A 19178-nucleotide genomic window follows, 5' to 3' on the forward strand; every position below is an offset into this window, starting at 1 on the left:
TGCAGCGGCTCGATGCCGCCCACCCGGGCCAGCGCCTCCCGCAGCGGCGGGTTCACGTCCACGTTCGTGGTGCCGTGGCCGCTGATCTCGCCGTCCAGCCCGGCCGGCAGGACGTCCATCCGGGCGTACACCCCGCAGCAGCCGGAGAACGACTCGAACCGCAGGCGGCCCCGGCTGCCGGTGACCACCGGGTCCAGGCTGGCCGGGTTGACCGGCTGGTGGTAGCGGGTGCGGGCCACCTCGGCGACGGCGAGCAGCCCGGCCGCCGCCGCGGCGGGAGCGGTGAGGAACCCGGCGAAGAAGCGCGGGTTGGCCGCCGGGCCGCCGCAGGTCTGCAGATCGAGACCGGCGGCGCGCAGCGCGGACGGCTGAAGGTATCGGTACGTCTGGACGGCGTTCACGGCGCAGACCGTAGAGGGACCGACCGACAAAAGCGCGACGGTCCTGCTAGCTTCCTCGAATGTTCGCCCACGCCCTCACCGACGACGCGGAGCTGCGTCCACTGTCGCCCTGGCACGCCGACGAGTTCCTGGCCAACCTCGACCGCTGCCGCGAGCACATCTCGCCGTGGGTCGGCGCGTCCTTCGTCGCCACCGACGCCGAGTCGGCCCGCAAGGTCCTCCAGGCGTACGCCGACCGGTGGGCCCGCGACGACGGCGGCCTCTGGGGCATCTGGCAGCGCGGCACGCTCGTCGGCGGCGTGCTGTTCGTGTCGCTGAGCACCGCGCGCGGGGTGTGCGAGGCGGGCTGCTGGCTGGAACCGGGCGCCGAGGGGCAGGGCCTGGTCACCCGTGCCGCGCGCGTGATCATCGACTGGGCGGTGCGGGAGCGCGGCATCCACCGGGTCGAGTGGATCACGAAGGCCGGCAACGACCGCAGCATCGCCGTCGCCAAGCGGCTCGGTATGAGCCGCGACGGCGTCCTGCGCGGGGCCGCCGCGACGCCGGAGGGCCGCGCCGACATGGAGGTCTGGTCGGTGCTGGCGCCGGAGTGGACGGCCTGACCGCCGAAACTGTCGTACCCGGACGTGAACATGTGTCCATGGCTGTCCCCGCACTGGCCGACCGGTCCCCGCAGCCGCGCGCCCTGCCGCTGCGCGAGGTCCGCACCCGGCTCACCCAGCTCGTCTCCCTGGCCGAGCTGACCGACACCGTCACCCTCGTCACCCGCGACGGCGATTCCCGCCCGATCGCCGCGATCAGCGCCGGCTGGGCCCGCCGCCTGGAGGAGCTGCACCAGCAGTCCGGCCGGCGGCACGCCGCCGAGTTGCGGGCGCTCGCCGACGCGCTGGCCGAGGCGTGGGCCGAACTCGACCGCCGCGCCCCGGCCGGCGACCCGGCGCTGATCCGGCTGCGCGCGGCGCACGCCGACCTGCTGCGCCGCTGACCCGTGGCGTCCCGGCCGGTCGCGCGCGGGACGCCACGGGTACGCGGTCAGCTCCGGCCGCGCTCGGCCCGGTAGCGGCGGATCAGTTCGGCGGTCGAGGTGTCCACGTCGGCCAGGTCCGGGTCCGGCCCGGTCAGCTTCGGCGCGAGCTGGTTGGCCATCACCTTGCCCAGCTCCACACCCCACTGGTCGAAGGCGTTGATGTCCCAGACCGCGGCCTCGGTGAACGTGATGTGCTCGTAGAGCGCGATCAGCTGGCCCAGCGTCGACGGGGTGAGCTTCGGCGCCAGGATCGACGTGGTCGGGTGGTTGCCGGCCATCACCCGGTGCGCCACCACCTCGGGCGCGGTGCCCTCGGCCTCCACCTGCTCCCGGGTCCGCCCGAACGCCAGCGCGGCGGTCTGGGCGAAGAAGTTCGACATGAACAGGTCGTGCATGTCGCCCAGGTCGTGGTTGGGCCGGCTGAACGCGATGAAGTCCGCCGGGATCAGCCGGGTGCCCTGGTGGATGAGCTGGTAGAAGGCGTGCTGGCCGTTGGTGCCCGGCTCACCCCAGAAGATCTCCCCGGTCGGGTACGTCACCGGCGAGCCGTCGACGCGTACCGACTTGCCGTTGCTCTCCATGGTGAGCTGCTGCAGGTAGGCGGGGAAGCGGTGCAGGTACTGCGAGTAGGGCAGCACCGCGTGGGTCTCCGCGCCGAGGAAGTCGGTGTACCAGACGTTGAGCAGGCCGAGCAGCGCCGGCACGTTGCGTTCCACCGGAGCGGACCGGAAGTGCTCGTCGACCGCGTGGTAGCCGGCCAGCATCTCGCGGAACCGGTCCGGCCCGATCGCGAGCATCACCGACAGGCCGACCGCCGACGGCAGCGAGTAGCGTCCGCCCACCCAGTCCCAGAAGCCGAACATGTTCTCCGGGTCGATGCCGAAGTCCCGGACCCGCTGCTCGTTGGTGCTGACCGCGACGAAGTGGCGGGCCACTGCGTCGTCGTCCGCGTCCAGCCCGGCGAGCAGCCAGCGCCGCGCCTGGTCGGCGTTGGCGAGCGTCTCCTGGGTGGAGAACGTCTTGGAGACCACCACGAACAGCGTGCTCGCCGGGTCCAGGTCGGCGGTCTTGTCGTGGATGTCGGTCGGGTCGATGTTCGACACGAACCGGCAGCTGATGCCCGCGTCCCGGTACGCCTTCAGCGCCTCGTACGCCATCACCGGCCCCAGGTCGGAGCCGCCGATGCCGATGTTCACCACAGTGGTGATCCGCTCGCCGGTGTGGCCGCGCCACGAGCCGGAGCGCACCCGCTGCGCGAACGCCGACATGCGGTCCAGCACGGCGTGCACGTCGGCGACGACGTCCTGGCCGTCCACGGTGAGCGAGGCGTCCGCGGGCAGGCGCAGCGCGGTGTGCAGCACTGCCCGGTCCTCGGTCACGTTGATGTGCCGCCCGGCGAACATGGCCGCGATCCGGTCGGCCAGCCCGATCCGCTCGGCGAGCGTGCCGAGCAGCGCGACGGTCTCGTCGGTGATCAGGTTCTTGCTGTAGTCCACGTGCAGGTCGGCGACCTCACCGGTGAGCCGCTCACCCCGCTGCCCGTCGGCGGCGAACAGGTCGCGCAGGTGCGTGCCGCGCATCGCCTCGGCGTGCTTGCGCAGCGCCTGCCATTCGTCGGTGGTGGTGACGTCCACAGCCATCGGGTCGATCTTCTCCTTCACGACGGGCGGTCGGCCGGCCTGCGCCGGCGAACCCCACAAGCCTGCCACCCGGACCGGTCGCGCGCGACGCGACCCGGCGGCGACCACCGTGCGGGCGGTCTTTCCGCCCGCCGCCCGGTGGACACGCCGTTGGGACGCCTGTACGACACGCCGGTCACGCAATGACATCCTTCGATAGCGGACCGTAGTATCCAGCGTTGCTGCCCGAACGCGTCGAGGGGGGTGCCATGGCCGGGGTGATCCATCCTCGTCCGCCGTCCGACCCGCAGGAGGAGCCGGCCGGGGAGACGACCCTGCCCGAGCTCGTCGATCCGCACTGGATGCACCGGGCCACCGAACTGGCCCACACCGGGTTCTGGTCGGTGGCGCGCCGGTTGCCCGCGCTGATCCGCGAAGCCATCAGCCTCGCCTGGGCTACCAGCCGCCGGGACACCGCCGCCTCGCTGGGCCTCAACGTCGCCGCCGGTGTCCTCACCACGCTGGGCCTGCTCGCCACCACCGGGGTGCTCCACCAGTTGTTCGCGGCGGGCCCGACACCGGACCGGATCCGGGCCGCGCTGCCCGCCCTGGCGGTGGCGGCGGCCGCCGTGGCCGGGCGCGGCGCGTTGACCATCGCCGCGGGGTGGGCGCAGGCCCGGCTCGTACCGCAGATCAACTTCACGGTGGAGCGGCGGCTGTTCGAGACGACGTCCGCTGTGGAACTGGCGGCCTTCGACGACGCCGGTTTCGCCGAGGAGATGGACCGCGCCCGCGACCGCGGGCTGGCCGAGGCGGGCTCCCTGGTCAACGACACCGTCAACCTGGTCACCGGCGTGGTCGGCGTGATCGCCACGGCTACCGCGGTGACGATCATCCACCCGCTGCTGCTGCCCTGCCTGGTTGTCGCCGCCGCGCCGGAAGCGGTGACCGCGGTACGGATGGCCCGCCGACAGCACGTCGACTGGCTCGCCCGGATCACCCGGCGGCGACGCAAGTGGATGCTGGGCGACCTGATGGCCAACCGGCACACCGCGGCCGAGATCCGCGCGTACCAAATGCGCGACTTCCTGCTCTCCGAATACCACCTCATGACACGGCTGGAGACCCGCGCCGAGCTGCGCCTGGCCCGCGCGCAGACGGTCACCCGGGCGATCGGCCTGTCCATCACCGGCGTCGCCACGTTCGGCCTCTACGTGGTGCTGGGCGCGCTGCTGGTCAGTGGCGTGGTGGCGCTGGCGGCGGCGGCCACCGCGCTGCTCGCGCTCCAGTCCGCGCGTACGAGCCTGCGTACGGCGATCTTCGCCACCAACTCGCTCTACGAGGACGCGCTCTACTACCAGGACTACCGCGACTTCCTCGACCGGGCCACCCGGCGGATCCCAGCCGGCGGGCACCTGCCCGTCGACGGGTTCACGCGCATCGACGTCGAGCGGGTCAGCCTGCGCTACCCGGACACCGACACGGCGGCGGTCGACGAGGTAAGCCTCACGTTCCGGCGCGGTGAGGTGATCGCGCTGGTGGGGGAGAACGGCTCCGGCAAGACCACGCTCGCCAAGCTGATCGCCGGCCTCTACCGGCCCACCGGCGGCACGATCCGCTGGGACGGCGTGGACACCGCCGAACTGGACCCACGGCAGACCGCCGCCCAGGTCGCGGTGATGAGCCAGGACTGGTGGAAGTTCCCGTTCACCGCCCGGCAGAACATCCGCGTCGGCCGCCACGACCGCGCCGACGGGCCCGGCCCCAGCGTGGAGACCGCCGCCCGCGACGCCGCCGCGCACGACATGATCAGCGAGCTGCCGTTCGGGTACGACACGCTGCTGGACCGGCAGTTCAAGGACGGCCAGGACCTGTCCGGCGGGCAGTGGCAGCGGCTGGTGGCCGCACGAGGCCTCTACCGCGACGCCCGGCTGCTGATCTGCGACGAGCCGTCCGCAGCGCTGGACGCGCGTGCCGAGCACGCCCTCTTCCAGCATCTGCGGCGGCACCCGGACCGGGCCGTCGTGCTGATCACCCACCGGCTGGCGAACGTGCGGCACGCCGACCGGATCTTCGTGATGGACCACGGCCGGCTCGTGCAGTCCGGCGACCACGACACGTTGATGGCCCAGGGCGGGCTCTACCGCGAGCTGTTCGAGTTGCAGGCGGCCGGCTACCTCGCCGGCAGCGCGGAACCCGCTGCCGACGGTTGACCTCCAGCGCACTCGAACTCCTACCGTGACCGGACCGCGCGCCACCCGGCCGGCGCGGTGCACACCAGGGAGTTCACATGCGCTATCGCGTCCTCGGCGGCACCGGCATCGAGGTCAGCGTCCACTGCCTCGGCACCATGATGTTCGGCGCGGTCGGCAACCCCGACCACGACGACTGCGCCCGGATCGTCCACGCGGCACTCGACCGCGGCGTCAACTTTGTGGACACCGCCGACATGTACTCGGCCGGCGAGTCCGAGGAGATCGTCGGCAAGGCCCTGCGCGGCCGGCGCGACGACGTGGTGCTCGCCACGAAGGTGCACTTCCCGATGGGGGAGGGGCCCAACCGGGGCGGCAACTCGCGACGCTGGATCGTCCGGGCGGTGGAGGACAGCCTGCGCCGGCTGGGCACCGACTGGATCGACCTCTACCAGGTGCACCGCCCCGACCACACCACCGACGTCGAGGAGACGCTCGGCGCGCTCACCGACCTGGTCCGGGCCGGGAAGATCCGCGCGTTCGGCTGCTCGACCTTCCCGGCCGAGGAGATCGTGGAGGCGCACCACGTCGCCGAGCGGCGTGCGCTGGGCCGCTTCCGCACCGAGCAGCCGCCGTACTCGATCCTGGCGCGCGGCATCGAGACGTCGGTGCTGCCGGTCTGCCGCCGCTACCGATGGGCGTGCTGGTGTGGAGTCCGCTGGCCTCCGGGTTCCTGTCCGGCCGGTACCGGCAGGGCCGGCCCGTCGACCTCGGCGCCGGGCGCCCGGCGCTCACCCCGGCCCGCTTCGACCCCGGCGCTGCCGGGCAACACCGCCAAGTACGCCGCCGTCGAGCAACTGGTCGCGCTCGCCGACGAGGTTGGCTGCACGCTGCCGCAGTTCGCCGTGGCGTTCACCGCCGTGCATCCGGCGGTCACGTCGACCATCATCGGGCCGCGCACGATGGACCAGCTGGACGCGCTGCTCGCCGGGGCGGAGCTGACGCTGGACGACGCGGTGCTGGACCGTATCGACGAGATCGTCCCGCCGGGCACGAACCTCTACCAGCCCGACGGCGCCTGGTCCCCGCCCACGCTGACCGACCCGTCCCACCGCCGCCGCCCCCTCCCAGCCCGAGCCGCAGCCTGACCCCTCGCTCCTCCCTCCCGCCCGCCCGTCCCGCCCGCCCTCAGCCCTCCATCTCGCCGATCATGGGGTTCCTGCCCCGGCAAAAGACCGTAAACCGGGCACCCGAGGGGCCGAAACCGCAAGATCGACGAGGCGAGGCGAGGCGAGGCGAGGCGGGCGCGGTGGGCGGGGCGGAAACGTGGGGCGAGGTGGCGCGGGGAGGCGCTGCGGAAGGGGCGAGGCGGGGCCGGGGAGGGGCGAGAGGGAGGGGCGAGGGGGTGCGGGTGGGGAACTGCGTCGACAGGGCAGGGGCGTGGCTCCACACTGGGCGGGTGGAACATCGGGATCTTGTTCGGGTGAGCAAGCGCCTGTCGCTGGCGTTGCGGCACCGGCCCGACGCGTACGGCCTGCGGCTCGACCGGGCGGGCTGGGTGCCGGTCGCGGACGTGCTCGCCGGGCTGGGGATCAGCCGCGCCCACCTGGACGCCGTGGTCGCGGGCAACGACAAGCAGCGCTTCGCGGTGGAGACCGGCCCGGACGGGGCCGACCGGATCCGCGCCAACCAGGGGCACTCCGTTCCGGTCGACCTCGGCCTCACCCCGGCCGCGCCGCCGCCCCGGCTGTTCCACGGCACCGGCGAGGCCGTGCTGGACGCGATCCGGGCGCAGGGGCTGCGCCGGGGCGGGCGGCACCACGTACACCTGTCACCTGATGTGGCGACGGCCCGGCGCGTCGGCGCGCGCCGGGGCGGCGCGGTGGTGGTGCTGACCGTGAACGCGGCGGCGATGGCCGAGGCGGGGTACCTGTTCTACCGCTCGGCGAACGGGGTGTGGCTCACCGACACCGTGCCGCCGCCCTACCTCGGCACCACCTGAGCGGGCGTCAGCGGACGGTGACCGGGTGGGCCACCACGGCGTCGAACAGGTACGCGAGGTCGTTCACGGCGGCCCGGTCGGGCTGGACGACGCCGGTGCAGTCGGTGGCCCGGGCACGCAGCGTGTGCCGGCCCGTGGCCGGCGGGCGCCAGCGGACGGTCCAGCGCTGCCAGGCGCCGCCCCGGTCCGCGGTGACCAGGTCGGCCGGGCGCCACCCGTCGCCGGTGTCCACCTCGACGTGCGCGATCGGGCCGTTGCCGGACCAGGAGCGGCCGGTCAGCAGCACCTCCTCACCGGCCGGCAGCCGGGCGTCCCAGGGCAGCTCGAACGCGCTGCGTACCGGCTGGGCGGTGAGCGCGGTGCCGCCGGCGGGGTGGCCGGGGCCGAACATGCGGTAGAACTGCGTGTTCCACGGCGAGAACAGCGGGGTGGTGGAGACCTCGATCGCGCCCACCCACTTGATCGAGGCGATGCCGACCCAGCCGGGCACCACGACCCGCACCGGGAAGCCGTGGTCGGCTGGGAGCGGCTCGCCGTTCATCTCGTACGCCAGCAGCACGTCGTCGAGCGCCTTCGCGATTGGCATCGGACGGCGTACCCGGCCGAGGTTGACCCCGCCGGTGACGTAGTCCGGGTCGAGGCCCTCGGGCATCACGTCGACCGCCTCGTCGCGCAGCCCGGCCAGGCGCAGCACCGTGCCGAGCCGCACGCCCCGCCAGCGGGCCACGCCGACGCTGCCCAGCCCCCACGCCACGCCCGGGGCGGGGTCGCCCTGCTGCTCGGCGAAGTAGCGGCGCCCGTTGCCGGCGCACTCCAGCAGCGCCGCGTGCTCCTCGGCGGGCAGCCGGCGCAGCTCGTCGAGGTCGAACTCGATTGCGTCGTCCCGGGTCGGCGCGCCGCGCAGCCCGTCGCCGAACAGGCGCAGCCGCCAGGTGGCCGCGTCCAGGTGCGGCGTGACCGTGTGGTTGCGGACGAAGAAGCGGTCGATCGGGACCACGTACCCCTGGCCGGCCATCGACGGCCAGCGCATCTCGGCGTTGGTGTCCAGCGGGCGCAGCAGCTCCGCCGGCAGCGGCTTGACGATCGGCGCGCCGGGGTCGACGCCGACCGGCGCGGACGCCACCGCTACCGGCTCGCGCTCCGCGGCGGCGGCGGTCACCGCGGCCATCGCCGCGCCCACCTCCAGCAGCCGGTCGCGGTCGACGCCCGGCCCGTGTGCCTGCCCGGCGAGCCACTGCCGGCTCCGGTCGGCGTCGTGGACGGCTTCGGCTGAGGACGGGGACTGACTCACGGCTGACCTCCGGGGTGGGCGACGCTGCCTTTCCTATTCAACCAGTAGGACTTCCCGTCGATCCATAGCAGGTCGGCGGCACGGTCACGCCGCGCCGATCAGCGTCACCACCCCGGCCACCACGAGCACGCCGGCCCAGAGCCGGTCGACGTTGAACCAGGCCCGGCGCAGCACAGCGACGCCGAGCACCTCGTACACGGCCACGGCCACGGCCAGCGCGACGCCGAGCATGGCGGCGGTGTGCACGGCCGCCGCGAACAGGCCGGTCAGCGCGCCGGCCGGCGCGGCGGCGAGGTGTCCGGCGTGCGGGCCGCCGCCGACCGCCGGTTCGGCGAGCAGCACCGGCAGCAGCATCAGGCCCGCGCCGTGCGCCGCCGACATCAGGAACGACCAGGCGGTGAGCTGCGCGGCCGACAGCCGCATCCCGGCCCACCGGAAGTGCCGGTCGGACAGCAGCCGCCACAGCCCGAACCCGACGAGCAGCACCCCGCCGGTGACCGCGACCGCAGTGCTCGCCGTCACCGACCGGGTGGCGCTGACCAGCGCGGCGACCACCGCCACCGACGCCAGGTGACCGGCCGCGATCGGCGGCAGCGCGGCCAGCAGCGCGGCCCGGCGGCGCTCCTGCAGGCCCCGGGACACCGCGAACAGCCAGCCCATCGCCGGGTTCAGGCCGTGGAACGCGCCGAGGCCGGCCAGCGCCGCCCAGGTCGCGCCGGTCACGGGAAGCAGTACGAGTCAGATGACGCGTCGCCGCCCTGCAACCGGGTCTGGTGCACGCGCAGGCCGCGGAACTCCTCCCCGCGCGGGAAGAACCGCGGATCCGGCACGAGGCCGCCGTGCTTTGGGTCGACGTCGAGCTTCGCCACCCAGGCGCCCACCCCGTCGGGGTAGAACTGGTCGTCCCAGGCGCCGTAGAGCGAGTTGCTGACGTAGACGCGGCGGCCGTCGCGGCTGATCTCGACCATCTGCGGGCCGCCGGCCAGCGGCTCGTCCGGGTACGCCGGGTGCGGCGTGCGGTTGACGATGCCGCCCAGGCGCACCGAGCCGACGCGTACCGGGTGGAACGGGTCGCTGACGTCGTAGCGGATCAGCTCTCCGGTGCCCCAGCAGGAGACGTGCAGGAACCTGTCGTCCACTGACAGGTCGATGTCGGTGACCAGCGGCGGCACCGCCCCGAACGGCTTGAGCAGGTCCGGCAGGTCGGCCGGGTCGGCCGGCTCGGCCGGGATGTCGATCACCTTGGTCACCGCCCAGGCGTCGCCGTCGCGGTGCCACAGCCAGATCGAGGCGGACAGGTCCTCGACGCTGATCACCACCCCGACGAAGCCGTACGACTTCGTCGGGTCGTGCGCGGGGCGCAGCTCCAGCGGCATCTGGTACTGGTCGCCGAGGTCGACGCGCTGCACGTGCCGGCGCTTCGCCAGGTCCCAGAAGTGGATCGCGTGCCCGTACCTGCGGCCCAGCAGCAGCTCGCCGACGATGCCGTCCTCGATCATCGACGGCGTGCCCCACTCGCTGGTGACCAGCACGTCCTGGGTGTAGTGCCACCAGAAGTCGTACGCCAGGAACTGCGGCCCCCGGTCGGCCTCCCACGCGCCGCGTACCTCGAACGTGGTGTGGTCGAGCACGGCGATGCCGCCGGGTCCCTCCTGCCCGTCCGCGCCGCCGAGCGCGGAGACGTAGATGCCGTCCGGCCCGCAGTGCACGGTGTGCGGGCGTGAGTACCCGGCGCGCTTGCCGAGTTCCTCCGGGCCGATCACCTTCACCAGTTCGGGGCGGCGCGGGTCGGGCTTGGTGTCGAGCACGTGGATCCGGGACGAGCGCAGGCCCGGCACGATCAGGTAGCGGCGTTCCACGTGCGGGTGCGGCGCGGTCGGGCAGAGCGCGCTGCTGCACGCGTTCCAGCCGAAGTGGTGCAGCTCGTCGCCGGTGTTCGGCAGCTCGGTCCAGCCCACCACCCGGCCGTACGAGCCGGAGTCCGGGTCGGTGTCGAGCACCGCGATGGCGTCGGGGCGCTGCCCGGCGCGGTCGAACGCGGCGACGTACGCGAGTTTCTCGGCCGGCGCGGTGGCGGCGAGCGCGGGGGAGGGGTAGAAGGTCGGGTCGGGGGTCCAGCGGGTCATCGGTTCTCCCTCGCGGTCAGCCGGCGGGTACGCCGAGGCGGTCGAGCAGGTGGCGGCGCAGCGCGCCGAGGGCCGGGTCGTCGGGGCTCGGGGTGGGGCCGAGGCGTACCGGCACCTCCTCGGCGATCACGCCGTCGTCGAGGAGCAGGACGCGGTCGGCGAGCAGCAGCGCCTCCTCCACGTCGTGGGTGACCAGAAGCGCGGCGAAGCCGTGCTGGGCGCGCAGCCGCCGCAGCAGCCCCTGCATGCGCAGCCGGGTCAGCGCGTCCAGCGCGCCGAACGGCTCGTCCAGCAGCAGCAGGTCCGGTTCGCGGACCAGTGCGCGGGCCACCGCGACCCGCTGCGCCTGCCCGCCGGACAGCTCGGCGGGCCAGGCCCGGCCCCGGTCGGCGAGCCCCACCTCGGCCAGCGCGCGGCCGACCCGGTCGTCCACGTCCGGGCCGGTCAGGCCGAGCGCCACGTTGTCCGCGACCCGCTTCCACGGCAGCAGCCGGTGCTCCTGGAACACCACGGCGGCGGTGCCGTGCACCGTGTGCTCGCCGCCCGCGTCGCCGTCGAGCCCGGCGAGCACGCGCAGCAGCGTGCTCTTGCCGGATCCGCTGCCGCCCAGCAGCGCCACCGTCTCCCCGGCGCCGATTGTCAGGTCGACCCCGGCCAGCACCACCGCCGGGCCGAAGGACCGGGTCACCGCGCGCGCGGTGAGCACCGGCCCGGTCAGGTCGCGCGCAGTCCGCGTCGCCACGCCAGCGTCCTCCTCTCCGCGTACCGGATGAGCAGGTCGGAGGCGAGCCCCAGCAGCGCGTAGATGAGCAGGCCGAGCACCACCACGTCGGTCTGGCTGAACTCGCGTGCCTCCATCATCAGGAAGCCGACGCCGGTCTGCGCGTTCACCTGCTCGCCGACGACCAGGCTGAGCCAGGCCGCGCCGATGGCCAGCCGCAGCCCGAGGAACAGCGACGGCAGCGCGCCGGGCAGCACCACGTGCCGCAGGCGGGCCGCCGCGCCGAGACCGCAGGTGCGCGCCGCCTCGACCAGGCGTTCGTCGATGTCGCGGATGCCGGCGTACGTGTTGAAGTAGATCGGGAAGAACGCGCCGAGCGCGACGAGCGTGACCTTCAGCGACTCGCCGATGCCGACCCAGATGATCAGCAGCGGGACCAGGCCCAGGTGCGGCAGCATCCGGGCCATCTGCACCGGCGGGTCGACCAGGTCGTCACCGAGGCGCAGCAGCCCCGCCGCCGCGCCGAGCACCAGCGCCAGGCCGCCGCCGATGAGCAGGCCGAGCGCGGCGCGGGTGAGCGAGTCGAGCAGGTGCACGCCGAGCGTCCCGTCGCGCGCCAGCCGCCACCCGGTCGCCAGCACCGCGCTGGGCGCGGGCAGCTTCTCCGCGGCGAGCAGGCCGGTGCGCGCGGCGACCTCCCAGGCGAGCACCAGCACGACCGGGCTCACCGCGCGCCGCCACCGCCGCGAGGCGCGGGCCCGGGACCGCCGCGGCGTCGCCCGATCGGGTACGACAGCGGGGATCGCCTCGGCCAGCGCCGGACCGCTCACTGGAACGCCTCGTTGAACCGGCCGTCCACCCGCCCGGCGATGTCGACCGGTCCGGGCACCAGCTTCAGCTCCACGAAGCTGTCGGCGATGGCCTGCAACTCGGCGCCGATCTCCGGGGTGACCGGGGCGAGCGGCTTGGCGCTGCGGGCCAGCGCCCGGGTGGCCACGTCGAGCGGGATCTTCAGCTCCGGGGCGAGGACGGCGGCCCGCTCGGTCGGGTGGGCGATGCCCCAGTCGGTGGTCTGCCGGTACGTGTCCAGGAACGCGCGTACGTCGGCGGTGCGGTTCTTCACCGCGTCCGGCGCGGCCAGCACGTACTCGCGGTTGCCGGCCAGGCCGGTGGCGTCGGCGAGCACCCGTACGCCGGGCTGCTCGGCCAGCGCGAAGTAGGGATCCCAGATGATCCAGGCGTCGACCTGCCCGTTGTCGAACGCGGGCCGCCCCTCGGCGGGCTTGAGGTACTTCACCTTGATGTCGGCGAGCGTCATCCGGTTCGCCTCCAGCAGCTTGACCAGCAGCCAGTGCACGTTGGAGCCCTTGTTCAGCGCGACCGTCTTCCCGCGCAGGTCGGCGAATCCACGATACGGGCTGCCCGCCTTGACCAGAACCGCCTCGCCCTGCGGGATCGGCTGGGACGTGCCGACCACGGAGAACGGGATCTTGCCGGCGGCGGCGAACACGGGTGGGGCCTCGCCGACCTGGCCGATGTCGATCGAGCCGGCCTTGAGCGCCTCGGTCAGCGCCGGGCCGCTCTCGAACAGCGACCAGGTGACGTTCTTCGCGTCGCCGCGCGCCTTGACCAGGCTGAGCCCGCCGAAGCGCTGGTAGCCGATCCGCAGCGGGCCGTCACTGCCGCCGCCGCTGGCGTCGGCCGCCTCGCCGCCGCAGGCCGTCAGCGCCGTCGCGGCCAGCAGCGCGAGGGTGGTGAGCAGCGCGGCCACCGGCCGGCGGCGGGTTCTGGGGGTACGCATGGCGACTCCTCGGGGAGGGAAGGGCCCGGCATCGACGGGCGACAGCAACCTACCAACCCGATAGGTTTTATGGGTAGTCTGTCGGCGCGGTCGTCCCACCACTCAGGAGACGGCCCGTCCGATGCGCACCGGAGGCCCCCATGTCGCTCACCTTCCACTGGTTCCTGCCGACCTACGGCGACAGCCGGGACATCGTGGGCGGCGGACACGGCGTACCGGTCGGCACGGCCGGTGGCGCGCGACCCGCGAGCGTGGCGTACCTGGGGCAGATCGCCCGCACCGCCGAACAGCTCGGTTTCGCCGGCGCGCTCACCCCCACCGGCGCCTGGTGCGAGGACGCCTGGCTGACCACCGCCATGCTCACCGAGGTCACCGAGCGGCTGAAGTTCCTCGTCGCGTTCCGGCCCGGCCTGCTCTCACCCACCCTCGCCGCGCAGATGGCGTCCACGTTCCAGCGCCTGTCCGGCGGGCGGCTGCTACTGAACGTGGTCACCGGCGGCGAGTCGGCCGAGCAGCGCGCGTACGGCGACTTCCTGGACAAGGACGCCCGCTACGCGCGTACCGACGAGTTCCTGCACGTGGTGCGGGCGCTGTGGCGCGGCGAGACGGTCGACCACGACGGCGCCCACGTGCGGGTCGAGGGCGCCCGGCTCGGCCGGCTGCCCGACCCGGTGCCGCCGGTCTACTTCGGCGGGTCGTCCGGCGCGGCCGGGCCGGTGGCCGTCCGCCACAGCGACGTGTACCTGACCTGGGGCGAACCGCCCGCGCAGGTGGCCGGCAAGCTGGACTGGATCCGCGGGCTCGCCGCCGGGGCCGGTCGCGAGCTGCGGTACGGCATCCGGCTGCACGTGATCAGCCGGGACACCGCCGAGGAGGCGTGGGCCCAGGCCCGCAAGCTGCTCGACGGCATCCCCGAGGCCGACGTGCGCGCCGTGCAGGAAGGGCTGCGACGCAGCGAGTCCGAGGGGCAGCGGCGGATGCTCGACCTGCACGGCGGCTCCCGCGACGGGCTGGAGGTCTCGCCGAACCTGTGGGCCGGATTCGGGCTGGTACGCGGCGGCGCGGGCACCGCGCTCGTCGGCAGCCACGCCGAGGTCGCCGACCGGATCGCCGAGTACCACGCGCTCGGCCTGGACGAGTTCATCCTCTCCGGTCACCCGCACCTGGAGGAGGCGTACTGGTTCGGCGAGGGCGTGCTGCCGATCCTGCGGCGGCGCGGGCTGTGGCGGCACCCGGCCGGCGAGCCGGAGATCGAGGCGCCGGCCGCCGTGCCGTTCTCACCCCAGCCGGTTCCGGCCCGCGGCTGACCGCGCCGCACGCTGCCGGGGTCGGTCCGGTCAGAGCGGGCGTTGCCCGGCGAGGAAATCGGCGAGCACCCGGGTGTGCGTGGAGAAGGCCAGCTCGACCGGATCGGTGAGCACCAGCCACTCGGTGGCCTCCTCGGTCGGCGCCGACGGCGGCAGGTCACCGATAGCCCGCTCGGGCAGCACCCCGAAGACCATCATGGTGCCGCCAGCCGGAGCGCCGTGCACCGCGAACAGCCGCGCCTCGCCGGCCTCGGCCAGCAGCCCGGTCTCCTCGCGCAGCTCCCGCACGAGCGCCTCGGACCACTCCTCGCCGTACTCGACGAAGCCACCCGGGAGTGCCAGCAGCCCCCGGGCCGGTTCGATGTCGCGGCGTACCACGACCACGCCGAGCTCCCCGCGGCGTGCGGACCGGCAGCACCGCCACCGCGACCGGCAGCGGATTGCGCCACACCGTCTCGCCGCACGAGGAACAGACCCGCGGCCACCCGGCGCCCGCCGGGTAGGCCGCGCCGCAGAAGGAGCAGTGCGAGTACGGGGTCACGCCGCAGCACGTTACCCGCACCTGCCGCCCGAGGTCAGACGTCACCCCCTCTGGCCGGCGAGCTGGGCGCGCGCCTCCATCAGGGCGAAGCCGAGCAGGTTGTCGCCCCGCCAGGTCGCCGGGTCGGCGGCGCGCGGGTCGTCGGCGGTCAGGCCGATGCCCCAGACCCGGTCCGTCGGGCTGGCCTCGACGAGCACCCGGTCGCCGGTGCCGAGCAGGAACCGCCGCAACGGCTCGTGCTGGGCGAACTTGGCCACGCTGCCGGCCACCACGATCTCGTAGCGGCGGGCCGCCCAGGTCGCCTCGTCGAAGTCGCGCACCTGCCGGCCGAGCGCCTTGGCCCGGTGCGGGTGCCCGGCGGCCAGCACCCGCTCGGCGACCGCGTGGTCACCGAAGAGGGTGGCCTTGTGCCACATCATCCAGTGCTCGGCGGTGGCGAACTCCCGGCCGTCCACTGTGAACGCCGCCGGCCACCACTGGCTCAGGCAACCGGCGCCGACACCGCCGTCGCGCTGCGGCCGGTGCCCCCAGAAGCGCAGATACTTGAACGTCGCGCCGGTGTCGAGCGCGGCGGTCAGGTCGGCGACGGAACGGATCGGCATGCCCCGCAGTCTGCCCCACCCCACCGACATCCCACCGCCGCTTTTCGCCCCTGCAACGATCACCCGCATCTCCGCCGGGACAACGACGGATGCCCTGCTTGGAGAGGCCTGCTCCACATCACGAGATGCAAAGAGATCTTGGAAGGAAAAGGCTCCTATGGCGACCCTTTCCTTCCAAGATCTCGAAGAGCTCGACCGAGCCCGTCGATCTTGCGATTTGGTGCCCCGCAAACTCCGTCAAACGGACATTCTGAGGGCCCAAACCGCAAGATCGACGAGGAGAGAGCGGGAGGGGAGAGGGCGGGGAGAGGGAGGGAGAGGAGGGTCAGGGCGTGGGGGCGCCTGTGTAGAACGCGGTGACGCGCTCGCCCGCGGCTTGTGCCTCCTCGGCCGGGGTGCCGGCCTCGATGCTTGCCTCCGTCCAGCTCCTGCTGGACTCGGTGACGAAACGGAGGCCCTCGGGTGAGGCCATCCACTCGGCTGCGGCGGCCGGGTCGACGCCCGTGCCGTCGGCCGCGAAGTGGGAGGCCAGCCCGACCAGCGCCAGGTCCCAGCCGATGCCGACCGCGCCCGGGCCGTACTCGGCCCACCGCTGGTCGTCGACGTGCGCGACGTGTTCCAGCTCGAAGCGGGTACGCCCGGGGCCGGCCTCGCGCAGCCGCACCTCGATCCAGCTCACCTCGTCGCCGAACTCCCAGGTGGCGGCGAAGCCGTGCGGCGGGTCGCAGCGTTCGACGGTGCACCGGCGTTGCCCTCCAGCTGGTAGCGCCGCCGAGGCTCAGGTCGCCGGAGACCGGCAGGAACCAGCGCGGTTCGTTCCGGGTTGGTGCAGGCGTCGAAGACGTCGTCCCCCCGCGTCGTACGTCTGGGCGATGGTGAGCACCCGCGCCTGCCCCGGCGGGGAGCGTGCGGTCCCGATGCGGCGCTCGACGGCGCTGATCTGTCCGGTCACGTCGATCATGGTTCGGTCCTCTCGTCGTCGGTGTCGTCTGCGCGCAGCCGTCGTTCGCGGCGGCCCCGGGCCAGCTCGGTGGCGAGCGCGCCAGTGGCGGCGTCCAGAAGCGGCGGAACCCGTCCAGCCACGCGTCGATCTCGCGCAGCGGGCCGGGGTCCACGGCGTAGAGCCGGCGGGTGCCGTCGGCGCGCACCGTGGTGAAGCCGTGTTCGCGCAGCACCTTGAGGTGCTGCGAGACGGCGGGCTGGCTGATGCCGAACTCGCGCCGCACGGTCTCGCCGAGCGCCCCGGCGGGCTGCTCACCGTCGGCGAGCAGTTCCAGGATCCGGCGGCGGACCGGGTCGCCGAGAACGTCGAAGGCGTGCACGACCCCTTTGTATCAGACGAGGCTTATATAAGCGAGCACTGACGCGCTGCGGGACGCCCGTCGCACCCGGGCGTCCCGCGTACCCCCGTGGTCAGCCGCCGAGACGGGCGGCGACGGTACGGCGCAGCTCCGGCAGGCGGTCGTGCAGCAGGCCCGGGCACTGCGTGTCGTTGAAGTCCTTGTGTCCGTAGATCTCGGTGGGCGCGATGCCGTACTGCTGGCAGGTGAACGCGCAGAACGTCACCAGGCTGTTCCAGAGCGCCTGCGGCGGCTGCACGTCCAGGTAGATGCCGTCGTTCTCGATGCCGATGGCCTGGCTGTTCTGCCCGACGCAGTGCGCGCCCTGCACCATGGTCTGGCCGTGCAGCAGCGCGTAGAGGCTGCCGTGGCGGCCCTCGGTCAGGTAGCCGCCCCGGCTGTTGGTGAAGTGCTGCCCGGAGTCGAGCCAGCCGTTGCCGTCCATGTGCAGGTTCTGGATGTCGCGGGAGTTCCGGTACGCCTGGGCGAGGCTGTAGTCGGTGGTGTTCGGGAACGCGGTGTGATGCACGATGATCTTGTTGGGCCGGCTGGCCACCACGCTCACCGGCGACGAGGGCGGGCGGGCGCCCCAGGTCGCACAGTTGGCGATGGTCGGCTGGTCGACCCGGGTGGCAGCGGCCCGCGCGTCGGGGCCGGAGCCGATCTGGGTCAGCGCGCCGACGCCGGCGGCGGCGCCGAGCAGGACCGCGCCGCGCAGCACGGTCCGCCGGTGGACGGGAACAGGCATCGCAGCCTCCTCGTGGAGTGAGGTACGGCCGGGCGTGGCGGGACCGGCACCGCCCGCCACGCCCGGGCCGGGGTCAGCAGGGTCCGTTGCAGGCCAGCACGCGCAGCCGGTCCAGCGAGCCGTTCCACACGTTCTGGTCACCGGGGAAGACCCCGGAGGAGGACCACTGCCAGAACGAGTACGTGCCCCAGCCGGCCGGCAGCGTGCCGACGCTGCTTGCGTAGCGGGCGATCCACAGTGGGTTGTTGGCCGCGAACTGCGAGGTGTTGCCGGTGCAGGTGCTCCACCAGTCGGTGGTGGTGTAGATGGTGGCCCACCGTCCGGTGCGGGCGTAGTACTGGTTGACGAACGAGGCGATCCAGCTGCGCATCGACGCCTGGCTCAGGCCGTAGCAGGTCGCGCCGTACGGGTTGTACTCGATGTCCAGCGCGCCGGGCAGCGTCCGCCCGTCCTTGGACCAGCCGCCGCCGTGGTCGACGAAGTAGTTGGCCTGGACGGCGCCGCTGGTGGTGTCGGGGCGGGCGAAGTGGTACGAGCCGCGGATCATCCCGACGTTGTACGAGCCGTTGTACTGCTGGGCGAAGTACGGGTTGGTGTAGTACGTGCCCTCGGTCGCCTTGACGTAGGCGAACCGGGCGCCGTTGGCCCACGCCCCGGACCAGTTCACGTTGCCCTGGTAGCTGGACACGTCCATGCCGGGTAGTCCGGCCGGCGCGGCGGAGGCGGGTGCCGCTGCGGACAGGACCGCGGCGGCGACGGTGACGGTGGCGAGCAGCGCGGCTCCGGCCGCGCGCAGCGCCGATCGGATCGATCTGTGCATCTGTCCTCCCTGGGGGTTGCCGCGCTCCGGCGGCGGGAGTATGACGAAAGGAACTGTCGTCATTAGTGCACAGGGCGGAGAAACTTTTCAATAGAACGCATTGAAGAATCTCACTGAATTGGGTGCTCAGCCGAGCTGGGCGAGCGCCTCGGCGGCGGCGCGCTCGCCGGCGGTCACCGCGCCCTCCAGGTAGCCGCTCCACCGGGTCGCGGTCTCCGTGCCGGCCCAGTGCACCCGGCCCACCGGCGTGCGCAGTTCCGGGCCGTACGCGCACCACGCGCCGGTCGGCAGGACGCCGCAGAAGCAGCCGCGCGTCCACTCGTCGGCAGACCAGTCGTACTCGACGAGGTCGTCGGGGCGCGCGGCGGCCGGGCCGAAGATCGCGGCGAGCGCCTCGCACAGCGCGTCCCGGCGCGCGCCCTCCGGCAGCCGGCGCAGCGCCCGGGCCTGCGCGCCGTAGCTGAACGCGGTGAGGATCCCACCGGGTACGTCCGGCAGCGAGTTGTCCACCGTCTCGGTGAGCGGCCCGGTGTCGGTGCTGGACACGCCGGAGCGGCCGTCGGCCCGCCAGAACGGCTCCGGATAGAGCGCGTGGACCTTGAGCGCCGCGCCCATCGGCATCCGCTGGGTCAGCCCGTCG

At 73.5% G+C, this 19178-nt stretch carries 19 protein-coding genes and 2 pseudogenes; 6 read left to right on the plus strand and 15 right to left on the minus strand.

Features of this window, described 5'->3' with window-relative positions; genetic code table 11:
• Positions 1 to 401, minus strand: a pseudogene (locus MCBG_RS02190) (SWIM zinc finger family protein); the annotation flags it as partial.
• 59 nt (positions 402 to 460) lie between these two features.
• Between MCBG_RS02190 and MCBG_RS02195 the strand changes: the two are divergent.
• Together MCBG_RS02195 and MCBG_RS02200 are read left to right on the plus strand one after the other, a co-directional pair.
• Positions 461 to 1003 carry a GNAT family N-acetyltransferase gene (locus MCBG_RS02195; protein ID WP_043323469.1) on the plus strand — a complete coding sequence of 181 codons (543 nt, stop codon included), beginning with the start codon at positions 461 to 463 and terminating at the stop codon, positions 1001 to 1003.
• A gap of 38 nt (positions 1004 to 1041) precedes the next feature.
• Positions 1042 to 1386, plus strand: a complete 345-nt coding sequence (locus tag MCBG_RS02200) for a hypothetical protein (protein ID WP_043323470.1) — start codon at positions 1042 to 1044, stop codon at positions 1384 to 1386.
• Between the two features lie 47 nt (positions 1387 to 1433).
• Here MCBG_RS02200 and pgi read toward each other — a convergent pair whose 3' ends face one another.
• Entirely contained in the window at positions 1434 to 3068 is a 1635-nt protein-coding gene (pgi, locus tag MCBG_RS02205) for a glucose-6-phosphate isomerase (protein ID WP_043330046.1), read from the minus strand.
• 248 nt (positions 3069 to 3316) lie between these two features.
• On the opposite strand from pgi, the gene MCBG_RS02210 reads away from it, so the two are divergent.
• The 3 genes from MCBG_RS02210 (at position 3317) to MCBG_RS02220 (ending at position 7241) form a co-directional block, all read left to right on the plus strand.
• Positions 3317 to 5260: an ABC transporter ATP-binding protein gene (locus tag MCBG_RS02210; protein WP_043323472.1), complete on the plus strand. Its 1944-nt coding sequence runs from the start codon at positions 3317 to 3319 to the stop codon at positions 5258 to 5260.
• Between the two features lie 77 nt (positions 5261 to 5337).
• Complete coding sequence (locus tag MCBG_RS02215) at positions 5338 to 6387, plus strand: aldo/keto reductase (RefSeq protein WP_084789405.1); 1050 nt, start codon at positions 5338 to 5340, stop codon at positions 6385 to 6387.
• 311 nt (positions 6388 to 6698) lie between these two features.
• The gene (locus MCBG_RS02220) at positions 6699 to 7241 is read left to right on the plus strand and encodes an RNA 2'-phosphotransferase (RefSeq protein WP_043323474.1); all 543 of its coding nucleotides are present in this window, start codon (positions 6699 to 6701) and stop codon (positions 7239 to 7241) included.
• A gap of 7 nt (positions 7242 to 7248) precedes the next feature.
• Here MCBG_RS02220 and MCBG_RS02225 read toward each other — a convergent pair whose 3' ends face one another.
• From MCBG_RS02225 to MCBG_RS02250, 6 genes are all read right to left on the minus strand, one after another.
• Positions 7249 to 8532, minus strand: a complete 1284-nt coding sequence (locus MCBG_RS02225) for a sulfite oxidase (protein WP_043323476.1) — start codon at positions 8530 to 8532, stop codon at positions 7249 to 7251.
• An 84-nt stretch (positions 8533 to 8616) separates the two neighbouring features.
• Positions 8617 to 9255: a hypothetical protein gene (locus tag MCBG_RS02230; RefSeq protein ID WP_043323478.1), complete on the minus strand. Its 639-nt coding sequence runs from the start codon at positions 9253 to 9255 to the stop codon at positions 8617 to 8619.
• The gene (locus MCBG_RS02235; protein WP_043323480.1) at positions 9252 to 10658 is read right to left on the minus strand and encodes a selenium-binding family protein; all 1407 of its coding nucleotides are present in this window, start codon (positions 10656 to 10658) and stop codon (positions 9252 to 9254) included. Before MCBG_RS02235 ends, MCBG_RS02230 begins: the two co-directional genes overlap by 4 nt.
• A 16-nt stretch (positions 10659 to 10674) precedes the next feature.
• Positions 10675 to 11400 (minus strand): ABC transporter ATP-binding protein, encoded by a 726-nt coding sequence (locus MCBG_RS02240; RefSeq protein ID WP_043323482.1) that lies wholly within the window; start codon positions 11398 to 11400, stop codon positions 10675 to 10677.
• A complete protein-coding gene (locus MCBG_RS02245) occupies positions 11373 to 12209 on the minus strand; it encodes an ABC transporter permease (protein WP_043323484.1) in 837 nt (278 codons plus the stop codon). Before MCBG_RS02245 ends, MCBG_RS02240 begins: the two co-directional genes overlap by 28 nt.
• Positions 12206 to 13180 (minus strand): sulfonate ABC transporter substrate-binding protein, encoded by a 975-nt coding sequence (locus tag MCBG_RS02250; protein ID WP_043323486.1) that lies wholly within the window; start codon positions 13178 to 13180, stop codon positions 12206 to 12208. The genes MCBG_RS02245 and MCBG_RS02250 overlap by 4 nt, the downstream gene beginning before the upstream one ends.
• Before the next feature lie 140 nt (positions 13181 to 13320).
• On the opposite strand from MCBG_RS02250, the gene MCBG_RS02255 reads away from it, so the two are divergent.
• Positions 13321 to 14487, plus strand: a complete 1167-nt coding sequence (locus MCBG_RS02255; RefSeq protein ID WP_043323488.1) for an LLM class flavin-dependent oxidoreductase — start codon at positions 13321 to 13323, stop codon at positions 14485 to 14487.
• Between the two features lie 30 nt (positions 14488 to 14517).
• Here the strand turns inward: MCBG_RS02255 and MCBG_RS02260 are convergent, their stop codons facing one another.
• From MCBG_RS02260 to MCBG_RS02290, 7 genes and pseudogenes are all read right to left on the minus strand, one after another.
• Positions 14518 to 14871, minus strand: a complete 354-nt coding sequence (locus tag MCBG_RS02260) for an NUDIX domain-containing protein (protein WP_369799251.1) — start codon at positions 14869 to 14871, stop codon at positions 14518 to 14520.
• Positions 14872 to 15069: 198 nt separating this feature from the next.
• A complete protein-coding gene (locus tag MCBG_RS02265) occupies positions 15070 to 15660 on the minus strand; it encodes an NADAR family protein (protein WP_043323490.1) in 591 nt (196 codons plus the stop codon).
• 295 nt (positions 15661 to 15955) lie between these two features.
• Positions 15956 to 16309: an SRPBCC family protein gene (locus MCBG_RS33530; RefSeq protein WP_223201010.1), complete on the minus strand. Its 354-nt coding sequence runs from the start codon at positions 16307 to 16309 to the stop codon at positions 15956 to 15958.
• A 278-nt stretch (positions 16310 to 16587) separates the two neighbouring features.
• Positions 16588 to 16952 (minus strand): annotated as a pseudogene (locus MCBG_RS31425) (ArsR/SmtB family transcription factor).
• 91 nt (positions 16953 to 17043) lie between these two features.
• Positions 17044 to 17718, minus strand: a complete 675-nt coding sequence (locus tag MCBG_RS02280) for a peptidoglycan recognition protein family protein (protein WP_043323495.1) — start codon at positions 17716 to 17718, stop codon at positions 17044 to 17046.
• 73 nt (positions 17719 to 17791) lie between these two features.
• Positions 17792 to 18538, minus strand: coding sequence for a lysozyme (locus MCBG_RS02285; RefSeq protein WP_043323496.1), 747 nt, complete (start codon positions 18536 to 18538; stop codon positions 17792 to 17794).
• A 126-nt stretch (positions 18539 to 18664) separates the two neighbouring features.
• Positions 18665 to 19178, minus strand: a 514-nt coding sequence (locus MCBG_RS02290) for a flavin monoamine oxidase family protein (protein WP_043323498.1), incomplete at its 5' end; no start/stop codon positions are given.

The sequence above is a fragment of the Micromonospora sp. M42 genome, assembly GCF_000568915.1.
Taxonomy (GTDB): Bacteria; Actinomycetota; Actinomycetes; order Mycobacteriales; family Micromonosporaceae; genus Micromonospora; species Micromonospora chalcea.